19 protein-coding genes are annotated in these 22,382 nt (G+C 71.0%); 10 read left to right on the top strand and 9 right to left on the bottom strand.

Features of this window, described 5'->3' with window-relative positions; all coding sequences use genetic code 11:
- Positions 1–285 precede the first annotated feature (285 nt).
- Positions 286–4,809: a glutamate synthase large subunit gene (gene gltB, locus BLT23_RS29575; RefSeq protein WP_090054807.1), complete on the top strand. Its 4,524-nt coding sequence runs from the start codon at positions 286–288 to the stop codon at positions 4,807–4,809.
- Positions 4,802–6,307, top strand: coding sequence for a glutamate synthase subunit beta (locus BLT23_RS29570; RefSeq protein WP_090054804.1), 1,506 nt, complete (start codon positions 4,802–4,804; stop codon positions 6,305–6,307). Before gltB ends, BLT23_RS29570 begins: the two co-directional genes overlap by 8 nt.
- Before the next feature lie 12 nt (positions 6,308–6,319).
- Here the strand turns inward: BLT23_RS29570 and BLT23_RS29565 are convergent, their stop codons facing one another.
- From BLT23_RS29565 to BLT23_RS40245, 6 genes are read right to left on the bottom strand one after another with little or no spacing between them, the layout of a single operon-like run.
- Positions 6,320–8,986 carry an AfsR/SARP family transcriptional regulator gene (locus tag BLT23_RS29565; RefSeq protein ID WP_090054802.1) on the bottom strand — a complete coding sequence of 889 codons (2,667 nt, stop codon included), beginning with the start codon at positions 8,984–8,986 and terminating at the stop codon, positions 6,320–6,322.
- A 19-nt stretch (positions 8,987–9,005) separates the two neighbouring features.
- Entirely contained in the window at positions 9,006–9,710 is a 705-nt protein-coding gene (locus BLT23_RS29560) for a hypothetical protein (protein WP_090054801.1), read from the bottom strand.
- Positions 9,707–10,027 (bottom strand): hypothetical protein, encoded by a 321-nt coding sequence (locus tag BLT23_RS29555; RefSeq protein ID WP_090054800.1) that lies wholly within the window; start codon positions 10,025–10,027, stop codon positions 9,707–9,709. The genes BLT23_RS29560 and BLT23_RS29555 overlap by 4 nt, the downstream gene beginning before the upstream one ends.
- On the bottom strand, positions 9,987–10,703 hold the full coding sequence (locus BLT23_RS29550) for an ESX secretion-associated protein EspG (protein ID WP_090054799.1): 717 nt from the start codon (positions 10,701–10,703) through the stop codon (positions 9,987–9,989). Before BLT23_RS29550 ends, BLT23_RS29555 begins: the two co-directional genes overlap by 41 nt.
- Complete coding sequence (locus tag BLT23_RS29545; RefSeq protein ID WP_176946972.1) at positions 10,700–12,007, bottom strand: PPE domain-containing protein; 1,308 nt, start codon at positions 12,005–12,007, stop codon at positions 10,700–10,702. Before BLT23_RS29545 ends, BLT23_RS29550 begins: the two co-directional genes overlap by 4 nt.
- Positions 12,004–12,327: a hypothetical protein gene (locus BLT23_RS40245; protein WP_143036087.1), complete on the bottom strand. Its 324-nt coding sequence runs from the start codon at positions 12,325–12,327 to the stop codon at positions 12,004–12,006. The genes BLT23_RS29545 and BLT23_RS40245 overlap by 4 nt, the downstream gene beginning before the upstream one ends.
- Before the next feature lie 202 nt (positions 12,328–12,529).
- On the opposite strand from BLT23_RS40245, the gene BLT23_RS29540 reads away from it, so the two are divergent.
- The 4 genes from BLT23_RS29540 (at position 12,530) to BLT23_RS29525 (ending at position 15,709) form a co-directional block, all read left to right on the top strand.
- Entirely contained in the window at positions 12,530–12,844 is a 315-nt protein-coding gene (locus tag BLT23_RS29540) for a hypothetical protein (protein ID WP_090054797.1), read from the top strand.
- Positions 12,845–12,998: 154 nt separating this feature from the next.
- Entirely contained in the window at positions 12,999–13,472 is a 474-nt protein-coding gene (locus tag BLT23_RS29535) for a carbonic anhydrase (protein ID WP_245744307.1), read from the top strand.
- An 8-nt stretch (positions 13,473–13,480) separates the two neighbouring features.
- A complete protein-coding gene (locus BLT23_RS29530; RefSeq protein WP_090054795.1) occupies positions 13,481–14,854 on the top strand; it encodes a SulP family inorganic anion transporter in 1,374 nt (457 codons plus the stop codon).
- A gap of 48 nt (positions 14,855–14,902) precedes the next feature.
- Positions 14,903–15,709, top strand: coding sequence for a DNA/RNA non-specific endonuclease (locus BLT23_RS29525; protein ID WP_090054790.1), 807 nt, complete (start codon positions 14,903–14,905; stop codon positions 15,707–15,709).
- A 3-nt stretch (positions 15,710–15,712) separates the two neighbouring features.
- On the opposite strand, the gene BLT23_RS29520 is transcribed toward BLT23_RS29525, so the two are convergent.
- Positions 15,713–17,632 (bottom strand): helicase-associated domain-containing protein, encoded by a 1,920-nt coding sequence (locus BLT23_RS29520; protein ID WP_090054788.1) that lies wholly within the window; start codon positions 17,630–17,632, stop codon positions 15,713–15,715.
- Positions 17,633–17,708: 76 nt separating this feature from the next.
- Here BLT23_RS29520 and BLT23_RS29515 point away from each other — a divergent pair, with 76 nt between their 5' ends.
- Entirely contained in the window at positions 17,709–18,356 is a 648-nt protein-coding gene (locus tag BLT23_RS29515; protein ID WP_090054786.1) for a DUF2461 domain-containing protein, read from the top strand.
- Here BLT23_RS29515 and BLT23_RS29510 read toward each other — a convergent pair.
- On the bottom strand, positions 18,304–18,648 hold the full coding sequence (locus BLT23_RS29510; RefSeq protein WP_090054783.1) for a VanZ family protein: 345 nt from the start codon (positions 18,646–18,648) through the stop codon (positions 18,304–18,306). The two genes, BLT23_RS29515 and BLT23_RS29510, sit on opposite strands and share 53 nt — an antisense overlap.
- A 64-nt stretch (positions 18,649–18,712) precedes the next feature.
- On the opposite strand from BLT23_RS29510, the gene pyk reads away from it, so the two are divergent.
- From pyk to BLT23_RS29495, 3 genes are all read left to right on the top strand, one after another.
- A complete protein-coding gene (gene pyk, locus BLT23_RS29505) occupies positions 18,713–20,137 on the top strand; it encodes a pyruvate kinase (protein WP_090054781.1) in 1,425 nt (474 codons plus the stop codon).
- Positions 20,138–20,252: 115 nt separating this feature from the next.
- The gene (gene tesB, locus BLT23_RS29500; RefSeq protein ID WP_090054778.1) at positions 20,253–21,164 is read left to right on the top strand and encodes an acyl-CoA thioesterase II; all 912 of its coding nucleotides are present in this window, start codon (positions 20,253–20,255) and stop codon (positions 21,162–21,164) included.
- Between the two features lie 110 nt (positions 21,165–21,274).
- Positions 21,275–21,832, top strand: coding sequence for a Uma2 family endonuclease (locus tag BLT23_RS29495; RefSeq protein ID WP_143036086.1), 558 nt, complete (start codon positions 21,275–21,277; stop codon positions 21,830–21,832).
- A gap of 234 nt (positions 21,833–22,066) precedes the next feature.
- Here the strand turns inward: BLT23_RS29495 and BLT23_RS29490 are convergent, their stop codons facing one another.
- The gene (locus tag BLT23_RS29490) at positions 22,067–22,366 is read right to left on the bottom strand and encodes a DUF2218 domain-containing protein (RefSeq protein ID WP_090054773.1); all 300 of its coding nucleotides are present in this window, start codon (positions 22,364–22,366) and stop codon (positions 22,067–22,069) included.
- Between the last annotated feature and the right edge of the window lie 16 nt (positions 22,367–22,382).

Genomic DNA, 22,382 nt, shown 5'->3' with positions numbered 1-22,382 from the left:
GCCCGAATGTAGCGCAGCTCTCATCCGAGTTGCCCCGCTTGAACGTTCGGTTACGCTTACTCGGATGTAACGAACGCCGACGTTGGCGGCAATGTCGCTCCTCAGCGGGGAATCGTTACACATCCATGACCTAGATCACCCATTGGCGGGTGTCACTGGGTTTCGCGGCTGTTAAAGTCGCGTCAACACGCGGGCCATCGTCGTCCCGTGCTCCACCTGTAGGTACGAGGTCTGAGCACGAGGACATCAGTTCTTTACGCGAGGACGACGAAGGAGGTCTGCGCAGTGATCTTCTCCGCCATCCCCGGCCCCCAGGGTCTGTACGACCCCGCCGACGAGCGCGACGCCTGCGGCGTCGCCATGGTGGCCGACATCAAGGGCAGGCGTTCCCACGGCATCGTGCGCGATGCCTTGACGGCACTGGCGAACCTGGAGCACCGCGGTGCCGCGGGCGCCGAACCCACGTCGGGTGACGGCGCGGGCATCCTCCTGCAGCTGCCGGACGAGTTCCTGCGCGCTGTCGTCGGCTTCGACCTGCCCGAACGCGGCCGGTACGCGGCGGGCATCGCGTTCCTGCCGTTCGAGGCAGAGGAACGCGCCGACGCGATGCGGCAGATCGAGCGCATCGCCGAGGAGGAGAACCTCGTCGTGCTCGGCTGGCGCGACGTGCCGGTCGACCCGGAGAAGGCGGACGTCGGCCCGACGGCGTTGTCGGTGGCACCGCACTTCGCACAGCTGTTCGTGAAGGGCACGCGCGACGAGAGCGGGATCGAGCTGGACCGCCTCGCCTTCTGCCTGCGCAAGCGGGTGGAGCACGAGGGCAGCGTCTACTTCCCGTCGCTGTCGTCGCGAACGATCGTCTACAAGGGAATGCTGACGACCGAGCAGCTGCCGGCGTTCTTCCCCGACCTGCTCGACGAGCGGCTGCACAGCGCGATCGCGCTGGTGCACAGCCGGTTCTCGACGAACACGTTCCCGTCGTGGCCGCTCGCACACCCGTTCCGGTTCGTCGCCCACAACGGTGAGATCAACACCGTGCGCGGCAACCGCAACCGCATGCGTGCCCGTGAGGCGCTGCTCGACAGCGAGCTGATCCCCGGCGACCTCGCGCGGCTGTTCCCGATCTGCAACCCGGACGGCTCGGACTCGGCGTCGTTCGACGAGGTGCTGGAGCTGCTGCACCTCGGTGGCCGCAGCCTGCCGCACGCGGTGCTGATGATGATCCCGGAGGCGTGGGAGAACCACGCCACGATGGACCCGAAGCGCCGTGCGTTCTACCAGTTCCACGCCTCCCTGATGGAGCCGTGGGACGGCCCCGCCTGCGTCACCTTCACCGACGGCGAGATCGTCGGCGCGGTCCTCGACCGCAACGGCCTGCGTCCCGCCCGCTGGTGGCAGACCGCCGACGGCCGCGTCGTGCTGGCCTCGGAGACCGGTGTGCTCGACGTGGCGCCCAGCGAGGTGGTCGCGAAGGGCCGCCTGCAGCCGGGCCGCATGTTCCTGGTGGACACCGCGCAGGGCCGGATCATCGACGACGAGGAGTTCAAGTCCTCCCTCGCGTCGGAGCAGCCCTACGACGAGTGGCTGCACGCCGGTCTGCTCGACCTCGCCGACGTGCAGGACCGCGAGCACGTCGTGCAGAGCCACGAGTCGGTCGTGCGCCGCCAGCTCACCTTCGGCTACACCGAGGAGGAGCTGCGGATCCTGCTCACGCCGATGTCCGTCTCGGGCGCGGAGCCGCTCGCGTCGATGGGCTCGGACACGCCGGTCGCGGCGCTCAGCCAGCGTTCCCGGCTGCTCTACGACTACTTCGTGCAGAACTTCGCGCAGGTCACGAACCCGCCGCTGGACGCGATCCGCGAGGAGATCGTCACGTCCGTCAAGCGCGTGATGGGGCCTGAGCAGAACCTGCTGGAGCCGGGCCCGGTCTCGTGCCGGCACATCAACCTCGACTACCCGGTCATCGACAACGACGAGCTCGCGAAGCTCATCCACATCAACGACGACGGCGACCTGCCGGGCTTCGCCTGCACCGTCCTGTCCGGACTGTACGAAGTGGACGGTGGCGGCGAGGCGCTGGCCGCCGCGATCGAGCGCGTGCGTCGCGAGGCGTCGGAGGCCATCGCGAACGGTGCTCGGACGCTGGTGCTCAGCGACCGCGACTCGGACCACCGGATGGCGCCGATCCCGTCGCTGCTGCTCGTCTCCGCGGTGCACCACCACCTGGTGCGCACCAAGGAGCGCCTGCGCGTCGCGCTCGTCGTCGAGTCGGGTGACTGCCGCGAGGTCCACCACGTCGCCGCGCTGCTGAGCTACGGCGCCGCCGCGGTGAACCCGTACCTCGCGTTCGAGACGATCGAGGACCTGATCAGCCAGGGCGCCATCACCGGCGTCCCGGCGCACAAGGCGATCCGCAACTACGTCAAGGCGCTCGTCAAGGGCGTCCTGAAGATCATGTCGAAGATGGGCATCTCGACCGTCGGCGCCTACACCGCGGCGCAGATCTTCGAGGCCGTCGGCCTGTCCAACGACCTGCTGGACGAGTACTTCACCGGCACGCAGTCCAAGCTCGGCGGTGCCGGCCTGGACGTGCTCGCCGAGGAGGTCGCGCAGCGCCACCGCCGCGCGCACCAGGAGAACCCGACGGCGCGCGAGCACCGCCGGCTCGAGGTCGGCGGCGACTACTCCTACCGCCGCGAGGGCGAGCTGCACCTGTTCACGCCGGAGACGGTGTTCCTGCTGCAGCACGCCACGAAGACGCGCAAGGAGGAGGTCTTCCGCCAGTACACGGCGGAGGTCGAGCGCATCTCGCGGCAGGGCGGCACGCTGCGCGGCCTGTTCAAGCTCCGCACCGAGGGCCGCACGCCGGTCCCGATCGACGAGGTCGAGCCGGTCAGCTCGATCGTCAAGCGCTTCAACACCGGCGCCATGTCGTACGGCTCGATCTCGGCCGAGGCGCACGAGACCCTCGCGATCGCGATGAACCGCCTCGGCGGCCGGTCGAACTCCGGTGAGGGCGGCGAGGACCGCGAGCGCCTGTACGACCCCGAACGGCGTTCGGCGGTCAAGCAGGTCGCGAGTGGACGGTTCGGCGTCACGAGCGAGTACCTCGTGAACTCCACGGACATCCAGATCAAGATGGCGCAGGGCGCGAAGCCCGGCGAGGGCGGCCAGCTGCCCGGCTTCAAGGTCTACCCGTGGGTCGCGCGCACCCGGCACTCCACGCCGGGCGTCGGCCTGATCTCGCCGCCGCCGCACCACGACATCTACTCGATCGAGGACCTGGCGCAGCTCATCCACGACCTGAAGAACGCGAACGAGCAGGCACGGGTTCACGTGAAGCTCGTCTCGTCGATCGGCGTGGGCACGGTCGCGGCGGGTGTCGCCAAGGCGCACGCGGACGTCGTGCTGATCTCCGGCTACGACGGCGGCACCGGCGCCTCGCCGATGAACTCGCTCAAGCACGCCGGAACGCCGTGGGAGATCGGCCTCGCCGAGACCCAGCAGACGTTGCTGCTCAACGGCTTGCGCGACCGCATCACGGTCCAGGTCGACGGCGCGCTGCGCACCGGCCGCGACGTCGTCGTGGCGGCTCTGCTGGGTGCGGAGGAGTTCGGCTTCGCCACGGCACCGCTGATCGTCGCGGGCTGCGTGATGATGCGCGTCTGCCACCTCGACACGTGCCCGGTCGGCGTCGCCACCCAGAACCCCGACCTGCGCGCCCGCTACACCGGCCAGGCCGACCACGTCGTGAACTTCTTCGAGTTCATCGCGCAGGAGGTCAGGGAACTGCTGGCGGAGCTCGGTTTCCGCACGATCGACGAGGCCGTCGGTCACGCGGAGCTGCTCGACAAGGACGAGGCGATCGAGCACTGGAAGGCCGGGGGCCTGAACCTCGACCCGGTGTTCGAGGTGCCGGAAACTCCCTACCCGACGGCGAAGCGCCGGATCCGCGAGCAGGACCACGGCCTGGACAAGGCGCTGGACCGCACGCTCATCCAGCTCGCGGAGGCGGCACTGGAGGACGCGCACCAGGTCACGCTGGAGCTGCCCGTCCGCAACGTCAACCGCACGGTCGGCACGCTGCTCGGCGCCGAGGTCACCCGCCGCTACGGCGGCGAGGGCCTGGAGGACGACACGATCCAGGTCAAGCTGACCGGGTCGGCCGGGCAGTCGCTCGGCGCGTTCCTGCCGCGCGGCATCACGCTGGAGATGGTCGGCGACGCGAACGACTACGTCGGCAAGGGCCTGTCCGGCGGGCGGATCATCGTGCGCCCGCACGACGACGCGCCGTTCCGCGCGGAGGACCAGGTGATCGCGGGCAACGTGATCGGCTACGGCGCCACGTCCGGCGAGGTCTTCCTGCGCGGCCGGGTCGGCGAGCGCTTCTGCGTCCGCAACTCCGGCGCGCTGCTCGTCGCGGAGGGCGTGGGCGACCACGCCTTCGAGTACATGACCGGTGGCCGGGCAGTGGTGCTCGGCCCGACCGGGCGCAACGTCGCGGCCGGCATGTCCGGCGGCATCGCGTACGTGCTCGACCTGGACCCGTTGTCGGTGAACCAGGAGATGGTGGAACTGCAGCGCCTCAACGCCGAGGACCTGCGTTGGCTCAAGGACGCCGTCACCAAGCACCACCGGCACACCGGTTCCGCGGTGGCCGCGTCGCTGCTCGGTGACTGGACCCGGCGAGCCGGTGCGTTCACGAAGGTCATGCCCGGTGACTACCAGCGCGTTCTCGAGGCCATGCGCCTCGCGCGCGCCGAGGGCCGGGACGTTGACGCGGCTGTCATGGAGGCGTCTCGTGGCTGATCCACAGGGTTTCATGAAGTACTCCCGCTCGGACGCGCCCAAGCGCCCGAAGCCGGAGCGGTTGCAGGACTGGAACGAGGTCTACCTCCAGGAGGACCAGGAGGAGCGCAACGCCGCCGTGCGCACGCAGGCGACGCGGTGCATGGACTGCGGCATCCCGTTCTGCCACAGCGGAACCGCCGGTTGCCCGCTCGGGAACCTGATCCCCGAGTGGAACGACCTGGTGCGCCGCGGCGACTGGGAGCTGGCCTCCGACCGCCTGCACGCCACCAACAACTTCCCGGAGTTCACGGGCAGGCTGTGCCCGGCGCCGTGCGAGGCGGCGTGCGTCCTCTCGATCTCGCACGACTCCGGCGGTGCCGTCGCGATCAAGCGGGTCGAGGAGACCATCGCGGAGATGTCGTGGGAGGGCGGGTACGTCAAGCCGTCCCACGCCGCGGTGTCCACGGGCAAGCGCGTCGCCGTCGTCGGTTCCGGTCCCGCCGGTCTCGCCGCGGCGCAGCAGCTGACCCGCGCCGGCCACGAGGTCACCGTCTACGAGCGGGACGACCGGCTCGGCGGCCTGCTGCGGTACGGCATCCCCGAGTTCAAGATGGAGAAGAAGGTCCTCGACCGCAGGCTCGCGCAGCTGCGCCGTGAGGGCACCAAGTTCGTCACCGGCTGCGAGGTCGGCGTCGACATCACCGTCGAGCAGCTGCGCGCCGACTTCGACGCCGTCGTGCTCGCCGTGGGCGCGCTGCGCGGCCGTGACGACAAGGCGACGCCGGGCCGCGAGCTCAAGGGCGTGCACCTCGCGATGGACCACCTGGTCCCCGCGAACCGCGCGTGCGAGGGCGACGGCCCGTCGGAGATCTCCGCCGAGGGCAAGCACGTCATCGTCATCGGCGGTGGCGACACGGGCGCCGACTGCTACGGCACCGCGACCCGCCAGGGCGCGCTGTCGGTGACGCAGCTCGACCAGTACCCGATGCCGCCTTCCGTGCGCGACGACGACAGGTCGCCGTGGCCGGTGTGGCCGCACATCCTGCGCACCTACCCGGCGCACGAGGAGGCGGGCGAACGCCGCTTCACCGTGGCGGTCAAGCGTTTCGTGGGCGACGACGACGGCCACGTGCGGTTCATCGAGCTGCAGCAGGTGCGCGTCGAGAAGGACTCGTCCGGCCGCCGCCAGGTCATCCCGGTGTCCGACGAGATCGAGGTCCTGCCAGCGGACCTGGTGCTGCTGGCGATCGGCTTCGAGGGCGTCGAGCACATGCGCCTGCTGGACGACCTGGACATCTCGCTCACGACGCGCGGCACCATCTCGTGCGGCTCGGACTGGCAGACGACCGCGCCCGGCGTGTTCGTCTGCGGTGACGCCCACCGCGGCGCCTCCCTCGTGGTGTGGGCCATCGCGGAGGGCCGGTCGGTGGCGAACGCCGTCGACAAGTTCCTCACGGGCGCGTCGAGCCTGCCGTCGCCCGTCATCCCCAACCAGCTTCCGCTCGCTGTGGTCTGACAACGGAGTCAGTCAGCGGAGAGCAGCATGAACGCCCCGGCCGACAACGGCGTCGACCGGGGCGTTCGCCTGTTCGAGGAGCCGCGTCACCTCGGTGAGCTCGGTCTGTCTGCCCTGGCCGCGGTAGAGGCCGGCGGCCGTCCTCCACAGCTCGTGCGCCTGCGCGTGCTCGCCCAGCGCGGTGTGCACCTTTCCCAGTGACAGCAAGGCGTCCGCCTCCTCGTACGGGTCGCCCAGCTCGCGGCGCAGGCGCAACGCCTGGCGGTAGTGGCCGAGCGCCCTGCGGTGCGCGCCGGTGGTGTGCGCGATGTGGCCGAGGCTGTCGTGGGCGGCGGCCTGGCCGTCCGGGTAGCCCGCGGCCCGGCACAGGGCGACGGCCTGCGCGCAGTGGACGCGGCCGCGTTCGTGCTCGCCCGCCTTGGCCAGGAACCAGCCCAGCGTGTTGAGCGCGTTGGCCTCCCACTGCGTGGCGTTCTCGGCCGCGCGGTAGAAGGGCAGTGACCGTTCGGCGTGCTCGATCGCCCGCGCGAGGTCGCCGGAGTGCCCGAGGATCGCCGCGATGTCGTGGAACACGTGTCCCTGGTCGAGCGCCGACCCGGTGCGTTCGTGCACCACGAGCGCCGCGTTCAGCTCGTCCAGCGCCTCGTCGAACCGCCCGGCCCGCATCAGCACGTGGCTGTAGCGGCGGTGCCCCTGCGCGCGCCGCCAGTCGTCCACGTCCACCCGGCCGGCCGCCTGCCACACCTCCAGGTGGGCGGCCAGCAGCCCGTGCCGCCAGTGGAACTGGTCGAGGAACCAGGCGAGGTGCCACACCGCGTCCGGCATGTCGTGCCGTTCCGCCCACGCCTGCGCGGCCAGCAGGCACGCGTGTTCCGCGCTCAGCCACGCCCGCGCCTCCTCGGCGTTCGCGAACTCCAGCGGCACGGCCTTGCCCGGCGCGCCGACCGTGGGCTTGTTGAAGACGGAGTCCGCCGCCCACGCGGTCTCGACGTAGAACTCGACGAGCCGCCGGACCGCGGCGAGGTCCGCTCCGAGCTCGGTGGCGTGAAGGCGGACCAGGTCGTGCATCCGGTAGCGCGCCGCACCGCGCCGGAGGACCAGGTGCGCGTTCTCCAGGCGCCGCAACGCCGTCCGCACCTTCGGCAGGCCGGTGAGGGCGGCGGCCGACCGCACCTCGATGTCCGGCCCCGGCGCCGCCGCGACCGAGCGGAACACCTCGGCCGCCTCGGAGTCCAGGGCGCGCACCGAAGACGCGAAAACGGACCGCAGCGAGTCGAGCCGATCTTCCTGGAACTCCTCGGCCAGCACGGACAACGGCAGGTCCTGGTGGACGGCCGCACGGGACGCGGCGATGCCCAGCGCCAGCGGCAGCCCCGCGCAGTGGTCCAGGATCGCTTCCACCGCGACGGGGTTCGCCGCCAGCCGGTCCGCGCCCAGATGTCCGGCGAGCACACCGGCCGACTCCGGCGGTGACATCGTGCCGAGCGACAACAGCTGCGCGCCGTGGCGGGCGGCCAGGCCGGACAGCTGCCTCCGGCTGGTGATCAGCACCGCGCAGCCGGGGTCGCCCGGCAGCAACGGCACGACCTGGTCCTCGTCCTGGGCGTTGTCGAGCAGCACCAGGAGCCGCTTGCCCGCCACGGCGCTGCGGAACCGGGCCGCGAGCACGTCCGCGTCGCCCTCGGCCGGGACGCCGAGCCCGTCGAGCAGGCGGCGCAGGGCGGTGGCGGGGGGCGTCGGCCCGGTCACCGGGTCGAAGCCGTGCAGGTCGACGTGCAGCTGGCCGTCCGGGAACCGGTCGAGCCCGCGGTGGGCCCAGCACAGCGCGAGCCACGTCTTGCCGACCCCGCCGGTGCCGCCGACGGCCACGACGTTCGTGGCACCGAACATCTTGTCCAGCTCGGCCAGCTCCTCGACGCGTCCGGCGAACGGCGTGGGCGCACCGGGCAGCTGGCGGGGGACGGGGGAGTGGCCTTCGCCGAGCACCCGCAGGTGCACCTCCCGCAGCAGCTCGCCCGGTTCGGTGCCCAGCTCCTCGACGAGCCGGGAACGCACGAGGTGGTAGTGCTCCAGGGCTTCCGCCCGCCGCCCGCTCGCGTGCAGGGCGACGATCAGCTGCGCGGCGAGGCGTTCGTCCAACGGGTTGGCCTCGGCCAGCGCGGGCAGCTGCGCGGCGACGGCCAGGTGTTTTCCCTGTGCCAGTGCCAGGTCCGCCCGGTCCAGCTCGGCGGCCAGCCGGGCGCGGTCGAGGCCGGCCGCGACCTCGGTCAGCCACGGCGTGTCCAGACCGGCGAGCGCCTCGCCGCGCCACAGCGCCAGCGCCTCGTCGAACAGCGCGAGGTCGCCGGTGGCCCTGGCCCGTTCCACCAGCGCGGTGAAGCGGTGCGCGTCGACCGCCTCCGGTGGCACAGCGAGGAGATAACCGCCGCCGCGCCGCACGATGACGCCTTCGGGCAGCAGCCGGCGCAGGCGGTAGAGGTAGCCGTACAGCGTCGTGCGCGCACCGTGCGGCGCGTTCTCACCCCACACGCGGTCGATCAACCGGTCCGCGGGCACGACCCGGTTCGCCTCCAGCGCCAGCACGGCGAGCACGCACCGCTGCCGGGCGTGCCCGAGGTCGAGCCATCTGCCGTCGACCCGCGCCCCCACGTCCCCCAGCACCTCGAACCCCATCCCCATGAGGCCAAGATGCCACGGTTCAGCGCTCCTTCCAGGCGTCCACGTCCTTTTCGTTGTCGTCGAGCCCGGTGGGAACCCGTCCGTCGGAGTGGTCGGCCGAGATCCGGAAGTCGGCGGTGTCGTTCAACGCGAACGAGCCGATGTCGCTGTCGAACTTCGCCTCGCCGAACTTCTTGGGCAGGTCGACGATCTGCCCCAGCGCCTTGGCCACCTCCTCGATCGCCGCGTAGACGTCGGTCGGCAGCGCAAGCCCCGGGGCGTCACCGGTGCCGTTGAACAGGCGTCCGAGCTCCACGGCGAACGACATCGCGGGGTTGATGACGAACATCGCCCCGGAAACCGCTTTCATGATCGCGTCGTGCGCCTCCTGCACGTTCTTCTTGATCTCTTCGAAGAACTCGGTCGTCGCCTTGTCCTGCGCGTCGAGCAGGCCCCGTTCGGCGGCGCCCGCCGAGACGACCTTCTCGGCGTAGCGGTCGAACTGCTCGGCGGCGCTGCCCGTCCACCTCGCCCCGACCTCGTCGCGCACGCGCGCCAGGACGTCGGTGGCGCCGCGGACCTCGCGGTAGGCGGCCTCCACCTGGTCCTCGCCCTTGGCGTAGAGGTCGTAGTCGATGTTGAGCTTCTCGACGTCGGCGGCCGGGTCGAAGCCCATCGCGAACAGCAACGCCGTCACCTGCGGAGTGAGCAGGAGCTCCTGGTGCTCCTTGTTCCGGGAGGTCATCGGGGCATCACCTTCCGGAAGCTGTCCCCGACCTCCTGCTCGGTCTTCTCCTCGAGGTCGGCGGTCTCCGCCAGTCCGACGGCGATCTTCTCCGCCGCCGCGACGAGCTGATCGACCTCGGCCAGCCGGTGGTCCACGACCGCCAGCAGGCTGTTCTTCAGCGCCTGCCCTTCCGGCGACGTACCCCAGTGGTCGCCGCCGAACAGGTCGCGCACGGTCGTCAGCCGGTACCGGGCCGACCGGAGCATCTGCCGGGCGGACTCGGCGTTCTCCGCCTCATCGCGCAACAGCTGGATGTCGACCTCCTTGCCCTGCACGCCTTCCCCCCTCTCCGTGCAACAGCTGCCCGATGCGGTCGGCCAGCTGCGTGGTCGACGCGGGCAGCACGGTCACCCACCCGTCGCGCCGCAGCTGCAGACAGCGGCCGGCCGGGGTGTCGTGGAACGCCACGACGTCCTTGACGGCAGGCACGCTGAACTGCCCCCTGGTGTGCGCCCCCGCGCAGAGCCGTTCGAGACCGCGCACGTCGGCGGGACGTTCCCCGAGCGCCAGCAGGGTCTCGCCCAGCCGGTGCGGCTCGCGGACCCGGTCCAGGGCGTCGGCCCGCACGTTCACCGCGGTGCCGGGAGCGGCGGGCACGTCACCGGCCAGCAGCGCCATGCCCATGACCACCGTGTCGGCCGCCATCGGCCGCAGCACCACGTGGTCGCCCTCGTGCACGGCGATCACGCCGCGCGTGCCGGCGGCGGCACCCCTGGCCCGCAGCCGCCGGGCACCGAGCACCCGGCTGTCCACCGCCCAGTCGTGCGCCGCCAGCGTCGTGAGGTGGGGCCGGAGGCCGGGGTGGCGCAGCACCCGCGCGGCCTGTGCGACGACCTCCCGGCGTTCGGCCTCCGTGCGGCCCTCGCTCGGCAGGTGCAGCACGAGCGGCAGCGGGCCGAGGCCCAGCACCTGCCAGCACACCTCGAACTCGGTGGTGGACAACGCGATCATCCCGGCTCCTCACCCAGCACGGTGGGCGCGGCGCCCAGGTCGGCCAGTCCGAAGATGTCGTCGTTGCGCGCGTAGTACCTGTCCGAGTGCTCGGCGTCTTCCTCCCGCTGCGCCACGCCCTGCGGTCCGTAGCCCGCACCCGTCAGACCTCCGCGCGGCTGGCCGGGAGCGCCCGGCCGAGCGGAGGACGAACCCGGTGCCGGAGCGGAGCGGACGGCGGTGCCGCCGCCGGGCGTCCTCGGCTGTTCGGGCCCCCTGCCCGCCGAGGCGACGACACCGGTACCGCCTGCCCGCCCGCTGCTCGAACCCGTGCCCGCCGACCGGCCCGCTCCCACCCGGCCACCGGACCCGCTCGTGGTGAGCGGGCCGGGGGAGAAGGGCGAGCCCGCACCGGGTCTTCCCGCCTCGGCTCTGCCGACCGCCGGCAGTCCGGTGTGGACGGTGCTGGGCCGGGTGTTGTTCTGGTTCTGCTGCTGCGGCTCCGCGACCGGCTGTTGCCTGGTCTCGGGCGGAGACGTCGCGTGGGCCGCAGTGGTCGTGCGTTCGCGCTCCGGCTCCACCTGGCCGGGCTTGCCGTCGTCCTCGCCTTCCTTCCGGCTGGTCTTGCGGTCCTCCGCCGAACGCTCGGAAGTCTTCTCGTCCTTGCGCACCTCTTCCTCGCGCTCGCCGATGGACGGCGGCGGCTCGTCGGTCGTCCGCACGGGGACGACCGGCAGGCAGTCGGTCGCCGGCGGCTCGGAGCGGGTCGTGACCTTGGGAACCTCGGCCAGCGCCGGAACGGCCGCCAGGTTCGTGCGGGAGGCGGCCTCGTGGGCGTAGAGGACGCGGTCGACCTGCTCCTCCAGCGCCCGCCGCTTGGCCGCCTGCTCGTCGAAGTTGGTCTGCACGTCGAACAACCCGCCGGTGACGGCGTTGAAGCCGTCCGCCAGCGCGTCGTCGAGCCCGTACTCCGGCGATCCCGGCGCGCAGCCCGGCGTGAGGTTGCGGGTCAGCGCCACCTGCTCGGCCTGCAGGTCGACGCTCGTCTTCGCGTCCCCCGTGACCTGTCCGGAGTCGCCCGACCACGTCAGCGCGCGGCGCACCGACTTCCCCGCGTTCTCCGCCGCGGCACCCTTCCAGGAGCCCCCCAGCTCCTCCACGAGCCTGCGCAGCCGCTCCTCCGAGTCGGCCAGTGCCGTGGTCAGGCCGACCAGGGCGTCCTGCGCTCCGCTGAGCGCGGACGGCCCGGCGCCGTCCCTGATCCAGCCGATCTTCTGCTCGAGCGGATAACCCTCGTACCGGTAGTACCCGATCACCTCGTTCACCCCCTGAACGCTGTCCGGATCTCCTCGTCGGTGAAGCCGTAGGCCCGAGCCGACGCCTCGCACTCCGCCGCCACCCCGCGCAGCTCGGCCACGTACTCGCGCGCCCGCACGAGGTACGAGTCCGGGTTGTGCACGAGCAGCCCGCTCAGCGCGGCCGCGTAGTCGGCGCTCGCCGGGTCCCCCAGAGCCGGCCTCGTCACCATCTGCCCGGCGAACGTGCCGACGAGACCGTCGATCCGCTCGGCCTCCGCGTGGAACGCCGCACCTATCGCGAGGACGTTGTCCTCGTTCACCGTCAGGCCACTTCCCCCTGCAACCATGCGACGAGTGTGGCGACCGGGTTTCGGACGAATCTGGGACGAACCTTGTACGGCCGGTGAACCCGTTCCGGTGCGTGAGACAGGGAAACCCTTTCGGGTGGTTTCCGTTCCTGAGGCGGTGCTCCGCGTCCGGTATTCACTATTTCGTCATCCGCTCCGGTAAAAATGAGTGTGGTAGATCAACTCGGTCGGGGGGTGAGCCGTGCGCAGCATTCTGCTGGCGATCGTGGTGGCCCTGTGCGCCGTGCTGGCGCCCGCCGTCCCGGCAGCGGCGGCCGGTGCGCCGCCGCCGAAGCCGGGCTCGTCCGCGCCCAAGGAGGAAGCGCCCCGCGAGGAGCGCGAGCCGGGCAGGGTGAGGTTGCTCGTCACGTCCGCGGAACGGGTTTCCGCCGTCGCCGCGCCGTCGTTCGTGGCGGTGTCCGAGCCGCACCCGGCTCCGGCTCCGGCCGTCGAGTCCTTCGCCGAACGGATAGTCGTCTGGCGTACGCCTCCCGCATTGCAGGTGTTCCGGAACTGATCGTTCCACCTGTCCGATCAAACCGAACACTTTCTCGACGCAGTGAGGGATTCCCGTGGATTTCCATCGCTTTGTTCAGCATGCCCGCGCACACGCCGGTTCCCGCCCGCTCGCACTCGGCCGCAGGCTCGCCGCGGGCCAGCACCCCAGCACGATGTTCATCACCTGTGCCGACTCGCGGATCGTGACGGCCGCCATCACCGGTGCCGAGCCCGGTTCGCTGTTCGAGCTGCGCACCGCCGGCAACGTCATCCCGCCCTACTCGCTGCGCGCGCCCAGCAGCGAGATGGCGACGATCGAGTTTGCCGTGCTGCAGCTCGGCGTCAGCGAGGTCGTCGTGTGCGGCCACTCCCACTGCGGCGCGGTGGGCGCGCTGCACGGCGGCGGCATCGACCACCTGCCCGCCATGCGCGGCTGGCTGCGGCCCGCGGCGCCGCGGGAGGTGAGCGATCCGGCCATGCGGGAGGAGGGGCAGCAGCACGTCCGCGCGCAGCTCGGCGTCCTGCTGGCGTACCCGTTCGTCGCCGAGAAGGTGGCGGCGGGTGAGGTGCGCGTCCACGGCTGGTTCTACGACATCGAGACCGGTCGGGTCTCCGTGTGCGACGAGCACGCCTTCCTTCCGCTGTAGGGGTCTCGATGATGAAGAAGCATTGGGCCGACCTCGGCGCATCGGTCGTCGTGTTCCTCGTGGCACTGCCGTTGTGCGTGGGTGTGGCGGTGGCGTCCGGTGTGCCCGCCGAGCTGGGCATCGTGACCGGGGTGGTCGGCGGCATCGTCGTCGGCTTGCTGCCCGGCAGCACGATGCAGGTGAGCGGGCCCGCCGCCGGGCTGACGGTGCTGGTGGCGGACGCCGTCGGCCGGCACGGCATCGAGGCGCTCGGCGTGATCGTCCTCGGCGCCGGGCTGCTCCAGGTGGTGCTGGGCCTCGCCCGGTGCGGGCGGTGGTTCCGGGCGATCTCGCCGTCGGTGGTGCAGGGGATGCTCGCGGGCATCGGGCTGGTGCTGATCTCCGGCCAGCTCAAGCCGGTTCTGGCGTCGCCCGTCGCGCTCGCGCTGGGGCTCCTCACGGTCGTGATCATGCTGCTGTGGCAGCGGGCGCCGGTGCGGGTCGTGCCGGGCGTCCTGGTGGGCGTGGTCGTCTGCACGGCGGTCGCGGCGTTGCTGGAGTCGCCGGTCGACCGGATCGCGGTCGGCACGCTGTCCGCGGACGTGCACCTGCCGGACCTCGGGCTGCTCGACGCGGGTGTGCTCGGCGCCGTGGTGGTGTTCGCGCTGGTGGCGTCGGCCGAGAGCATGTTCAGCGCCGCCGCCGTCGACCGCATGCACGACGGCCCGCGCACGCAGTACAACCGTGAGCTCGTCGCGCAGGGCGTGGGCAACACGATCTGCGGCCTGCTCGGCGCGTTGCCGATGACGGCGGTCATCGTGCGCAGCGCGGCGAACGTGTCGGCCGGGGCGCGCACCAAGGCGTCGCGGGTGCTGCACGGCGTGTGGCTGCTGCTGTTCGTGGTGGCGGCGCCGGGACTGCTCACGCTGATCCCGGTCGCCGTGCTGGCGGCGGTGCTGGTGCACGCCGGGTGGAAGCTCCTCGGCGCCGGGCCGCTGGTCGCGCTGTGGCGCAAGGACAGGGCCGAGGTCGCGGTGCTCGTGCTGACCGCGGGGCTCATCGTGGCCACGGACCTGCTGACCGGCACGCTCGTCGGCCTGCTGGCGGCGGTCGTGAAGACGGCCTGGGACGTGTCGAGGCTGTCCGTGGTCGTCACGGCGGACGGGCTCGCGCTGCGCGGCAACGCGACGTTCCTGCGGCTGCCGCGGCTGCTCGACGAGCTGGAGCGGCTCGACCGCGCGCACGTCCGGATGGACCTGAGCGAGGTCCGGCACCTCGACCAGGCGTGCGGCCAGGCGATCGACCAGTGGGTGGACGAGTCGCGCAGGGCCGGGCGGACGGTAGAACTGGTGGGGAGGCAGGGTCTGGGCGTCGCACTGGGCCGTTCGGGTGCATCCGGCTAACGAGCGGGTGAGGCGGCTCGACCCTGCAGGTGAACGGCAGGGGGAGACATGACGGGATTCGACGCGAAGTTCCTCGGCACCGACGCGGGGGCTCCGGTGCTGACCGAGTCCGGCGCGGCCGACGCGGTCGAGGTGAACGGCACGACCACGATCGACTACACGCACTTCTCGCTCGCCATGAGCAAGTCGCGCAAGTTCGCGAGCTGGGTGGCGTGGAACATCGACGGCGGCGACCTGAAGGCGTTGAGCCGCAACGGAATCCCGTTCGTCAAGGACCCGCGCGTCCCGGCGGGGTTCCAGACCGGCGACGAGCTGTACCGCGACAACCGGCTCGACCGCGGCCACGTCGCCCGCCGCGCCGACCTGTGCTGGGGCCCGAAGGACGAGGCGCAGCGCGCGAACCGCGACTCGTTCTTCTTCACGAACATCACGCCGCAGATGGACGACTTCAACCAGAGCACCAAGGAAGGGCTCTGGGGCCGCCTGGAGGACGCGGTGCTCGCCGACGTCGACGTCGACGACCTCAAGGTCAGCGTCTACGGCGGCCCGGTCTTCAACGCCGACGACAGGCTGTTCCGCGGCGTCGCGCTCCCTCGCGAGTTCTACAAGGCGATCGCGTTCGTCGTGGACGGTGAGCTGCGTTGCAGCGCGTTCCTGCTCACGCAGAACCTCGTCCTGACCGAGGCGCTCGACCTCGACGAGTTCCGCGTGTTCCAGGTGTCGCTGACCGAGGTGGAGAAGCGCACGAGCTTCACCTTCCCGGCCGAGCTGCACGCCGCCGACACGGCGTCCGTGCAGCTGCTGGACGAGTCCGAACGCGCGCCGCTGGACAGCCTGTCCGACATCCGCTGGTGACTCCTACCCCGGCAGGGCCACCTCGCGGACGTGCCCGATCGCGAGCTCGCGGCTGGTGCCGTCGGCGCACTCCACGCTGAGCACGCCTTCGAGGTGCTTGGTGGGCACGACGACGTGCGTCTCCGTCCTGCGCGGGCCGCTGGCGTACCTGATCGCGACCTGGCTGCCGTCGACCAGCGCCGAGGCGAGGAGCACGACCTCCTCGTCGCGCAGGAAGACGTTCTGGTCGCGCAGCACCCGCGCGGCCCCCGCCCTGGGCGTCCCGCGCCCCACGGTCGGCCGTTCCTGCTCCACCAGCCGGATCGCGAGCTGGGTCAGCTCGAGGTCGTCCGGCTCGGTGCGCCACCACCCCTCCTGGCGGCGTTCGCCGCGCGCGGGAGCCCGCAGCTTGCGCACGTTCTCCACGATGGACTGGTCGCCGGAGTCCACTCCGGTCGGCGCGTACCCCGCCCGCCGCAACGCCGCCAGCGTCTCCGCCATCGGCCGGTCCGACGCCAGCACCGTCGGCGCGAGGAAGCGCAGCTTCAGCGACGACAGCCGCTTCGACTTCGAGATCTCGTGCAGCAGCGCGGAGTCCGCCGCGCGCACGCAGCTCTTCACGTCCGTGACCGTCAGGTGCCCGTGCCGCCGCGCCACGTCCCGCACCTGGTACTCGATCACCTGGGGCAGCGGCGCCTCCGAGACCGCGGCCAGCCTCGACAGCACGGCGTCGGCGGACAGGCCCGTGTCGAGCGCCCGCCGCACCGAGCCCGCGGACAGCCGCCACACGCGGGCGGCGTCGTTGTCCTCCAGGTCGGCGGCCAGGTTCAGCGTCGCGCTCAGCTCCGGCGACGGCAGCCCGTTCACCACCGCCGTCATGTCCGTCTGGAACGCGGCCTTCTCCGCGGCGGCCGGCATCAGCTCCGTCGCGGCCGCCTCGACGTCACCGCCCTGCAGCAGCGCGACGCCGAGCTTCGTGAGCGCGCCGCCCGCGACCAGGCCCAGCGACTCCAGCTCGCCGACCACCGCCGCGGTCGCCCTCCTGTCGTGCACCGCCGGCCGTTCCCAGACCAGGTCCTCGACCAGCTCGGACGTGTCGGCGAACGCCTCCTCCGCCGAGAACCGGGCGAGCGTGCCGCGCCGCAACGCGAGCCCGGCGGCACCGGAGTAGTCGCGCAACGCCGCCCGAGCCTGGTCCGGGTCCGGCCGCCAGTCCATCCGCTGCCAGGCCGCCACCAGCGCGGCGAGCCGTGCGCCGGGGTGCGAGCCGAGCCAGGCGTCGCCGTGCTCGGTCGGTAACAGCCGCGAGCGCTCCACGCCCAGCAGCTGCGCCTCGACCCCGAGCTCCAGCCACAGCCGCAGCGTCTGGTCGGTGACCCGCAGGGCCCGCGCGACCCGCCGGATCTCGACCGTCGCGATGCCGCCGGTGTACCGGGCGTCGAACGTGTCGTGCTCGCAGTGCGCGAGCAGCCGCGCCACTCCGTCCACGGTGGACATGGCGGCGACGACGGGCGAGACCTCCGACGCCGTGCGCCGGCGCGGCGCCTTCGGCCGCGGCGTGAGCTTGCCCTGCGTCGCACCGTGTGCGCGCACCGAGTTCACCGCTATCAGCCGCGTTCCGTCCGGCCACGCGAGAGCGCGGTCCTTGAGCTGCTGGAAGGCCCGTTCGAACTCGTCGGTCGTGCAGCCCAGTTCCGTGCGGACCGTGTCGACGGTGCCCGCGTTGACCTGCGCGACGATCACCGCGAGCACGTCGAGCGCGCCCTGGTCGAGCGTGTCCTCGGCGGCGCGCACCGAGTCGGAGTCGGTGAGCTGCGTGGCGAGGTCCTTCATCGTGCGGACGAAGCGGTCGGCGACGTCTCGGCGGTGCAGGAGAACCGTGGCCACCTCGTCCTGTCCCAGTTGGAGGAGCCAGGTCGCGAGCGCGTTGATACGGCGTGGCATTCCCCGGATTATGGCCCTGGTTGTGCGCCCTCAAACGATTTTTCACGCTCTCGGGCGATGCGCCTAGGCTGACTCGGTGACGTTCAGCGGTTTCGGCGAGTACGCCATCGACTTCTTCGACGGGCTCGTCCTCGACAACACGAAGGCGTACTGGGACGACAACAAGGAGACCTACCTGCGGGACGTGCGGGCGCCGATGGAGGCGCTGCTGCTCGCGCTGGAGAAGGAGTTCGGCGAGGGGAAGGTGTTCCGCCCGTACCGCGACGTGCGGTTCGCCAAGGACAAGACGCCGTACAAGGACCACTGCGGCGCGGTCATCGAGAAGGGCCGGGGCGGCGGCGCGTACTACGTGCAGATCGGTCCCGAGGGGCTGATGGTCGGCGGCGGGTCGTTCCACATGGCCTCCGACCAGCTGGCCCGCTACCGGGCCTCGGTGGACGCGCACGGCGTGCTGCTGCGCAAGATCGTGGACAAGCTCGTCAAGCAGGGCTGGACGCTCGCCGGTGACGTCATGAAGTCGAAGCCGCGCGGGTTCGCCGACGACCACCCCCACCTCGACCTGCTCAAGCACCGGTCGATCTACGTCCGCAAGGTGTGGGAGCCCGACGACGCGCTGCACGAGCCGGAGTGCCTCGACCGGGTGCGCAGGTCGTGGCGGCAGCTCAGGGACCTCAACGCCTGGTGCGAGTACCACGTCGGCGTGAGCGAACAGCCGCGGCGATAGCCCAGCCCAGGCCGATGCCGAGCACGTCGACCAGCGCGTCGACGACGTCGCCGCTGCGGTGCAGCGGGGTGATGACCTGCTGGAGCACCTCGGACAGGCCCGCGTAGACGACGAGGGCCGGCAAAATGTGACGAATCTTCGCGTACAGGCCGGTGAACGCGAGCAGCGCGAACAGCACCGTGTGCACCACCTTGTCGGTGCCGGGCGGCGAGCTCGGCACACCTGACTCCGGGGTGAACAGAACGACGACGCTGAGCAACGCCGCGGTCACGAACGGGAGTACTCGACCCATCGTCCAAACATTACCGATGGGTAGTTCGGGATCGGTCCAGGAACCAGGACTACTCTCTCTAGACGTGAGTCGACGCGCAAAGATCGTCTGTACCCTCGGTCCCGCCACTGGCACGCCGGACAAGGTCCGCGACCTGGTAGCGGCCGGTATGGACGTGGCCAGGATGAACTTCAGCCACGGCAGCCATGCCGACCACAAGCAGGTTTACGACATGGTCCGCGCCGCAGCCGACGAGTCGGGCCGCGCCGTGGGCATCCTCGCCGACCTCCAGGGCCCGAAGATCCGGCTCGGCAGGTTCGCAGCGGGCCCCGTCGACTGGAACACCGGCGACGTCGTCCGCATCACCGTCGAAGACGTCGAGGGCACGCACGACCGCGTGTCGACGACGTACAAGGAGCTCGCGAAGGACGCCAAGGTCGGCGACCGCCTGCTCGTGGACGACGGCAAGGTCGGCCTCGTGGTCGTCGACGTCGAGGGTTCCGACGTCGTCTGCGAGGTCACCGAAGGCGGACCCGTCAGCAACAACAAGGGCCTCTCGCTGCCCGGCATGGACGTCTCGGTGCCGGCGCTGTCGGAGAAGGACATCGAGGACCTCGAGTTCGCGCTCTCGCTGGGCGTGGACTTCATCGCACTGTCGTTCGTCCGCTCGCCCGCCGACATCGACCTGGTCCACCAGGTGATGGACCGGCAGGGCAGCAAGCGCCTCCCGGTCATCGCGAAGATCGAGAAGCCGGAGGCCGTGGACAACCTCGAGGCCATCGTGCTGGCCTTCGACGGCGTCATGGTCGCCCGCGGTGACCTGGGCGTCGAGCTGCCGCTGGAGAGCGTGCCGCTGGTGCAGAAGCGGGCCATCCAGATCGCCCGCGAGAACGCCAAGCCGGTCATCGTCGCGACCCAGATGCTGGACTCGATGATCAGCAACTCCCGCCCGACCCGCGCCGAGACGTCCGACGTCGCGAACGCGGTGCTCGACGGCGCGGACGCCCTGATGCTCTCCGGTGAGACCTCGGTCGGCCGCTACGCCATCGAGTCCGTCCAGACGATGGGCCGCATCATCGAGGCCGTCGAGACGGAGTCCACCGTCGTGCCGCCGCTGACCCACGTCCCGCGCACCAAGCGCGGCGTGATCTCGTACGCGGCCCGCGACATCGGCGAGCGCCTCAACGCGAAGGCCCTCGTCGCCTTCACCCAGTCCGGTGACACGGTCCGCCGCCTGGCGCGTCTGCACACGCACCTGCCGCTGCTGGCGTTCACGCCGGAGCCGTCGGTCCGCTCGCAGCTCGCGCTGACGTGGGGCACCGAGACGTTCATCGTCCCGAAGGTGGAGTCCACCGACGAGATGGTCCGCCAGGTCGACACGGCCATGCTGGAGATCGGCCGCTACCAGGCGGGCGACCTCATGGTGGTCGTCGCGGGCTCGCCCCCCGGCACCATCGGCTCGACCAACCTCATCCGGGTGCACCGCCTCGGGGAGGACGACCACGCGTAGTGGCTGGACTCTCAGCCCGTGACGTCGTGATGCCGGCCCCGCCCCCTCATACTGGACGTGTGAGGGCGCGGGGCCGCGCCGTGTCCGACCGTCGTGTTCCGAGGAGAGTCCCACCGTGACCGAGGCCGCCCGCGCCGCCGCCGAGAACCCTTCCGGCCTGAGCGGACAATCCGCAGTGGACGACCTCGTCGCGTTGCTCGACCTGGAACGCATCGAGGAGAACATCTTCCGCGGCGTCTCACCCGCCGAGTCGCCGTTGCGCGTGTTCGGCGGCCAGGTGGCGGGCCAGGCACTGGTGGCCGCGAGCAGGACCGTGCCGGTCGAACGGCGCGTGCACTCGCTGCACTCGTACTTCATCCGCCCCGGCGACCCGCGCGTGCCGATCGTCTACGAGGTCGACCGCATCCGCGACGGCCGCTCGTTCACCACCCGCCGCGTCGTGGCCGTGCAGCACGGCAAGGCGATCTTCTCCCTCTCCGCGTCCTTCCAGGTGGAGGAGCAGGGCGTCGAGCACGCCTCGCCGATGCCGGACGTGCCGGACCCCGAGACCCTGCCGACGTGGGTCGAGTCCGCCAGGGGGTACCTGCCGCCGAACATCAAGTTCCCGCGCCCCATCGACGTCCGGTACGTGACGTCACCGCCGTGGGAGTCCCGTGAGGACGGTCCCGGCGAGGCGGCGTCGCGGGTGTGGATGAAGGCGGACGGCAAGCTGCCCGACGATCCGATGCTGCACCTGTGCGTGATGACCTACGCCTCCGACATGACGCTGCTCGACGGCGTCCTGGCCCGGCACGGCGTGTACTGGGGCCTCGACAAGGTCCTCGGCGCGTCCCTGGACCACGCGATGTGGTTCCACCGCCCGTTCCGCGCCGACGAGTGGCTGCTGTACGACACTTCGTCGCCGTCCGCGTCCGGGAACCGGGGGCTCGCGACCGGGCAGTTCTTCACGCGGGATGGGGCGCTGGTGGCGACCGTCGTGCAGGAGGGCCTGATCCGGGTGATCAAGCCGTCTCCAGGTGAGGCGTGATTTCGCACCTGTGTTCGATCCGCCCGTGTGAGTGATCAACTGCACCGGACGACGCGCCGATGATTAGAATCGTCTGGTAGTCGACCTCGCGACAGAGGAAGGTGAGCGCTTTGACCGCGCAAGCCTGGCCGGAGCACCTGGTGACCTTGGACGAGTGGGACGCGATGCCAGAGGACAAGACCCTCGAGCTCGTGGACGGAGTCCTGCACGTGGTGCCCGCCGCAGTACCTATGCATCAAAAAGCTCAAAGCAGGCTGGACAACTGGCTCGACGAGCAGCTCCCGCAGAGCTTGGTTTCCTACCAAGACGTCGATGTGGTGATCGACAGCTCGGATCGACCGACTGTGCGCAAACCTGACATCGTGGTGGTGACTGCGGAAGCAGCCGACCGCAACCCGAAGCGTTTTGACGCGGCGGACGTGGTTCTCGCGGTGGAGATCGTGTCTCCTGGCTCCGAGCGAATCGACCGCGTCACCAAGCCCACCCAGTATGCGAAGGCGGGGATCGCACACTACTGGCTGGTCGAACTCGGAGATCCGATCAGCCTGACAGCGTTCGAACTCGTCGATGGTGTCTACAAGCACGTGGAGGACGGAGTAGGCCGGATACGGCTGACCCGGCCTGCCTCACTGGAGTTCGACCTCGACGCGCTGGTTCGCCGCCGCTAGTGCCTCCGCAGCGGTGACCCGGTCCAGACATGAATGTTCCGTGCAGCGCTTCCTGCATCCTGGGCGTGGGAAACGCCGCACGTGGTGAAGGGTTTGCTGCCAGCCTCGAACGCGCAGGCGGCGGGCTGAGACACCACGACACATCAGCCAACGCCTGCGGGTTTTCGGCTCGGTGTCAGCAGAAGCCGAAGGCCGGCGTGAGGTGGGAGCGGCATGTGGGACCGCTCCCACGAGTCAGCTCGCCCCGGCGTCCCAGGTCACGGTCAGCTCGTCCCGCGTCCCGAACCGGACGAGGTGCCGTTCCACGACGTCCCTGAGCCGGGCGGCGTCGTCCTCCGACTGGGTCACCACGCGCAGCACCAGTGCGTCGTCCTGAGCCTCGAACTCCGCCAAACCCGCCGAAAAGCGGACGAACCCGCGTCCGTCCTCCCAGGACCCTTCGAGGTCCTTGTGCGTGAAGTGCTTGACCAGCTGCGATCCGTACCTGGAGGCACGTTCGGTCGCCGAGCGTCCCACGCTCGTGAATTCCGCCATGCAGCCAACCTACGCC

Source organism: Lentzea fradiae, assembly GCF_900100955.1.
GTDB classification, from domain to species: domain Bacteria; phylum Actinomycetota; class Actinomycetes; order Mycobacteriales; family Pseudonocardiaceae; genus Lentzea; species Lentzea fradiae.
The sequence above is the reverse complement of the archived record's forward strand: the minus strand, read 5'-3'. Positions and strand labels throughout refer to the sequence as shown.

Excerpts from the sequence above, each read along its gene's own strand:
- BLT23_RS29565 (WP_090054802.1), bottom strand. The coding sequence starts at position 8,986 with ATGGGGATGGGGTTCGAGGTGCTGGGGGACGTGGGGGCGCGGGTCGAC.
- BLT23_RS29560 (WP_090054801.1), bottom strand. The coding sequence starts at position 9,710 with ATGACCTCCCGGAACAAGGAGCACCAGGAGCTCCTGCTCACTCCGCAG.
- BLT23_RS29550 (WP_090054799.1), bottom strand. The coding sequence starts at position 10,703 with ATGATCGCGTTGTCCACCACCGAGTTCGAGGTGTGCTGGCAGGTGCTG.
- BLT23_RS40245 (WP_143036087.1), bottom strand. The coding sequence starts at position 12,327 with ATGGTTGCAGGGGGAAGTGGCCTGACGGTGAACGAGGACAACGTCCTC.
- BLT23_RS29535 (WP_245744307.1), top strand. The coding sequence starts at position 12,999 with ATGTTCATCACCTGTGCCGACTCGCGGATCGTGACGGCCGCCATCACC.
- BLT23_RS29530 (WP_090054795.1), top strand. The coding sequence starts at position 13,481 with ATGATGAAGAAGCATTGGGCCGACCTCGGCGCATCGGTCGTCGTGTTC.
- BLT23_RS29525 (WP_090054790.1), top strand. The coding sequence starts at position 14,903 with ATGACGGGATTCGACGCGAAGTTCCTCGGCACCGACGCGGGGGCTCCG.
- BLT23_RS29520 (WP_090054788.1), bottom strand. The coding sequence starts at position 17,632 with ATGCCACGCCGTATCAACGCGCTCGCGACCTGGCTCCTCCAACTGGGA.
- BLT23_RS29510 (WP_090054783.1), bottom strand. The coding sequence starts at position 18,648 with ATGGGTCGAGTACTCCCGTTCGTGACCGCGGCGTTGCTCAGCGTCGTC.
- BLT23_RS29490 (WP_090054773.1), bottom strand. The coding sequence starts at position 22,366 with ATGGCGGAATTCACGAGCGTGGGACGCTCGGCGACCGAACGTGCCTCC.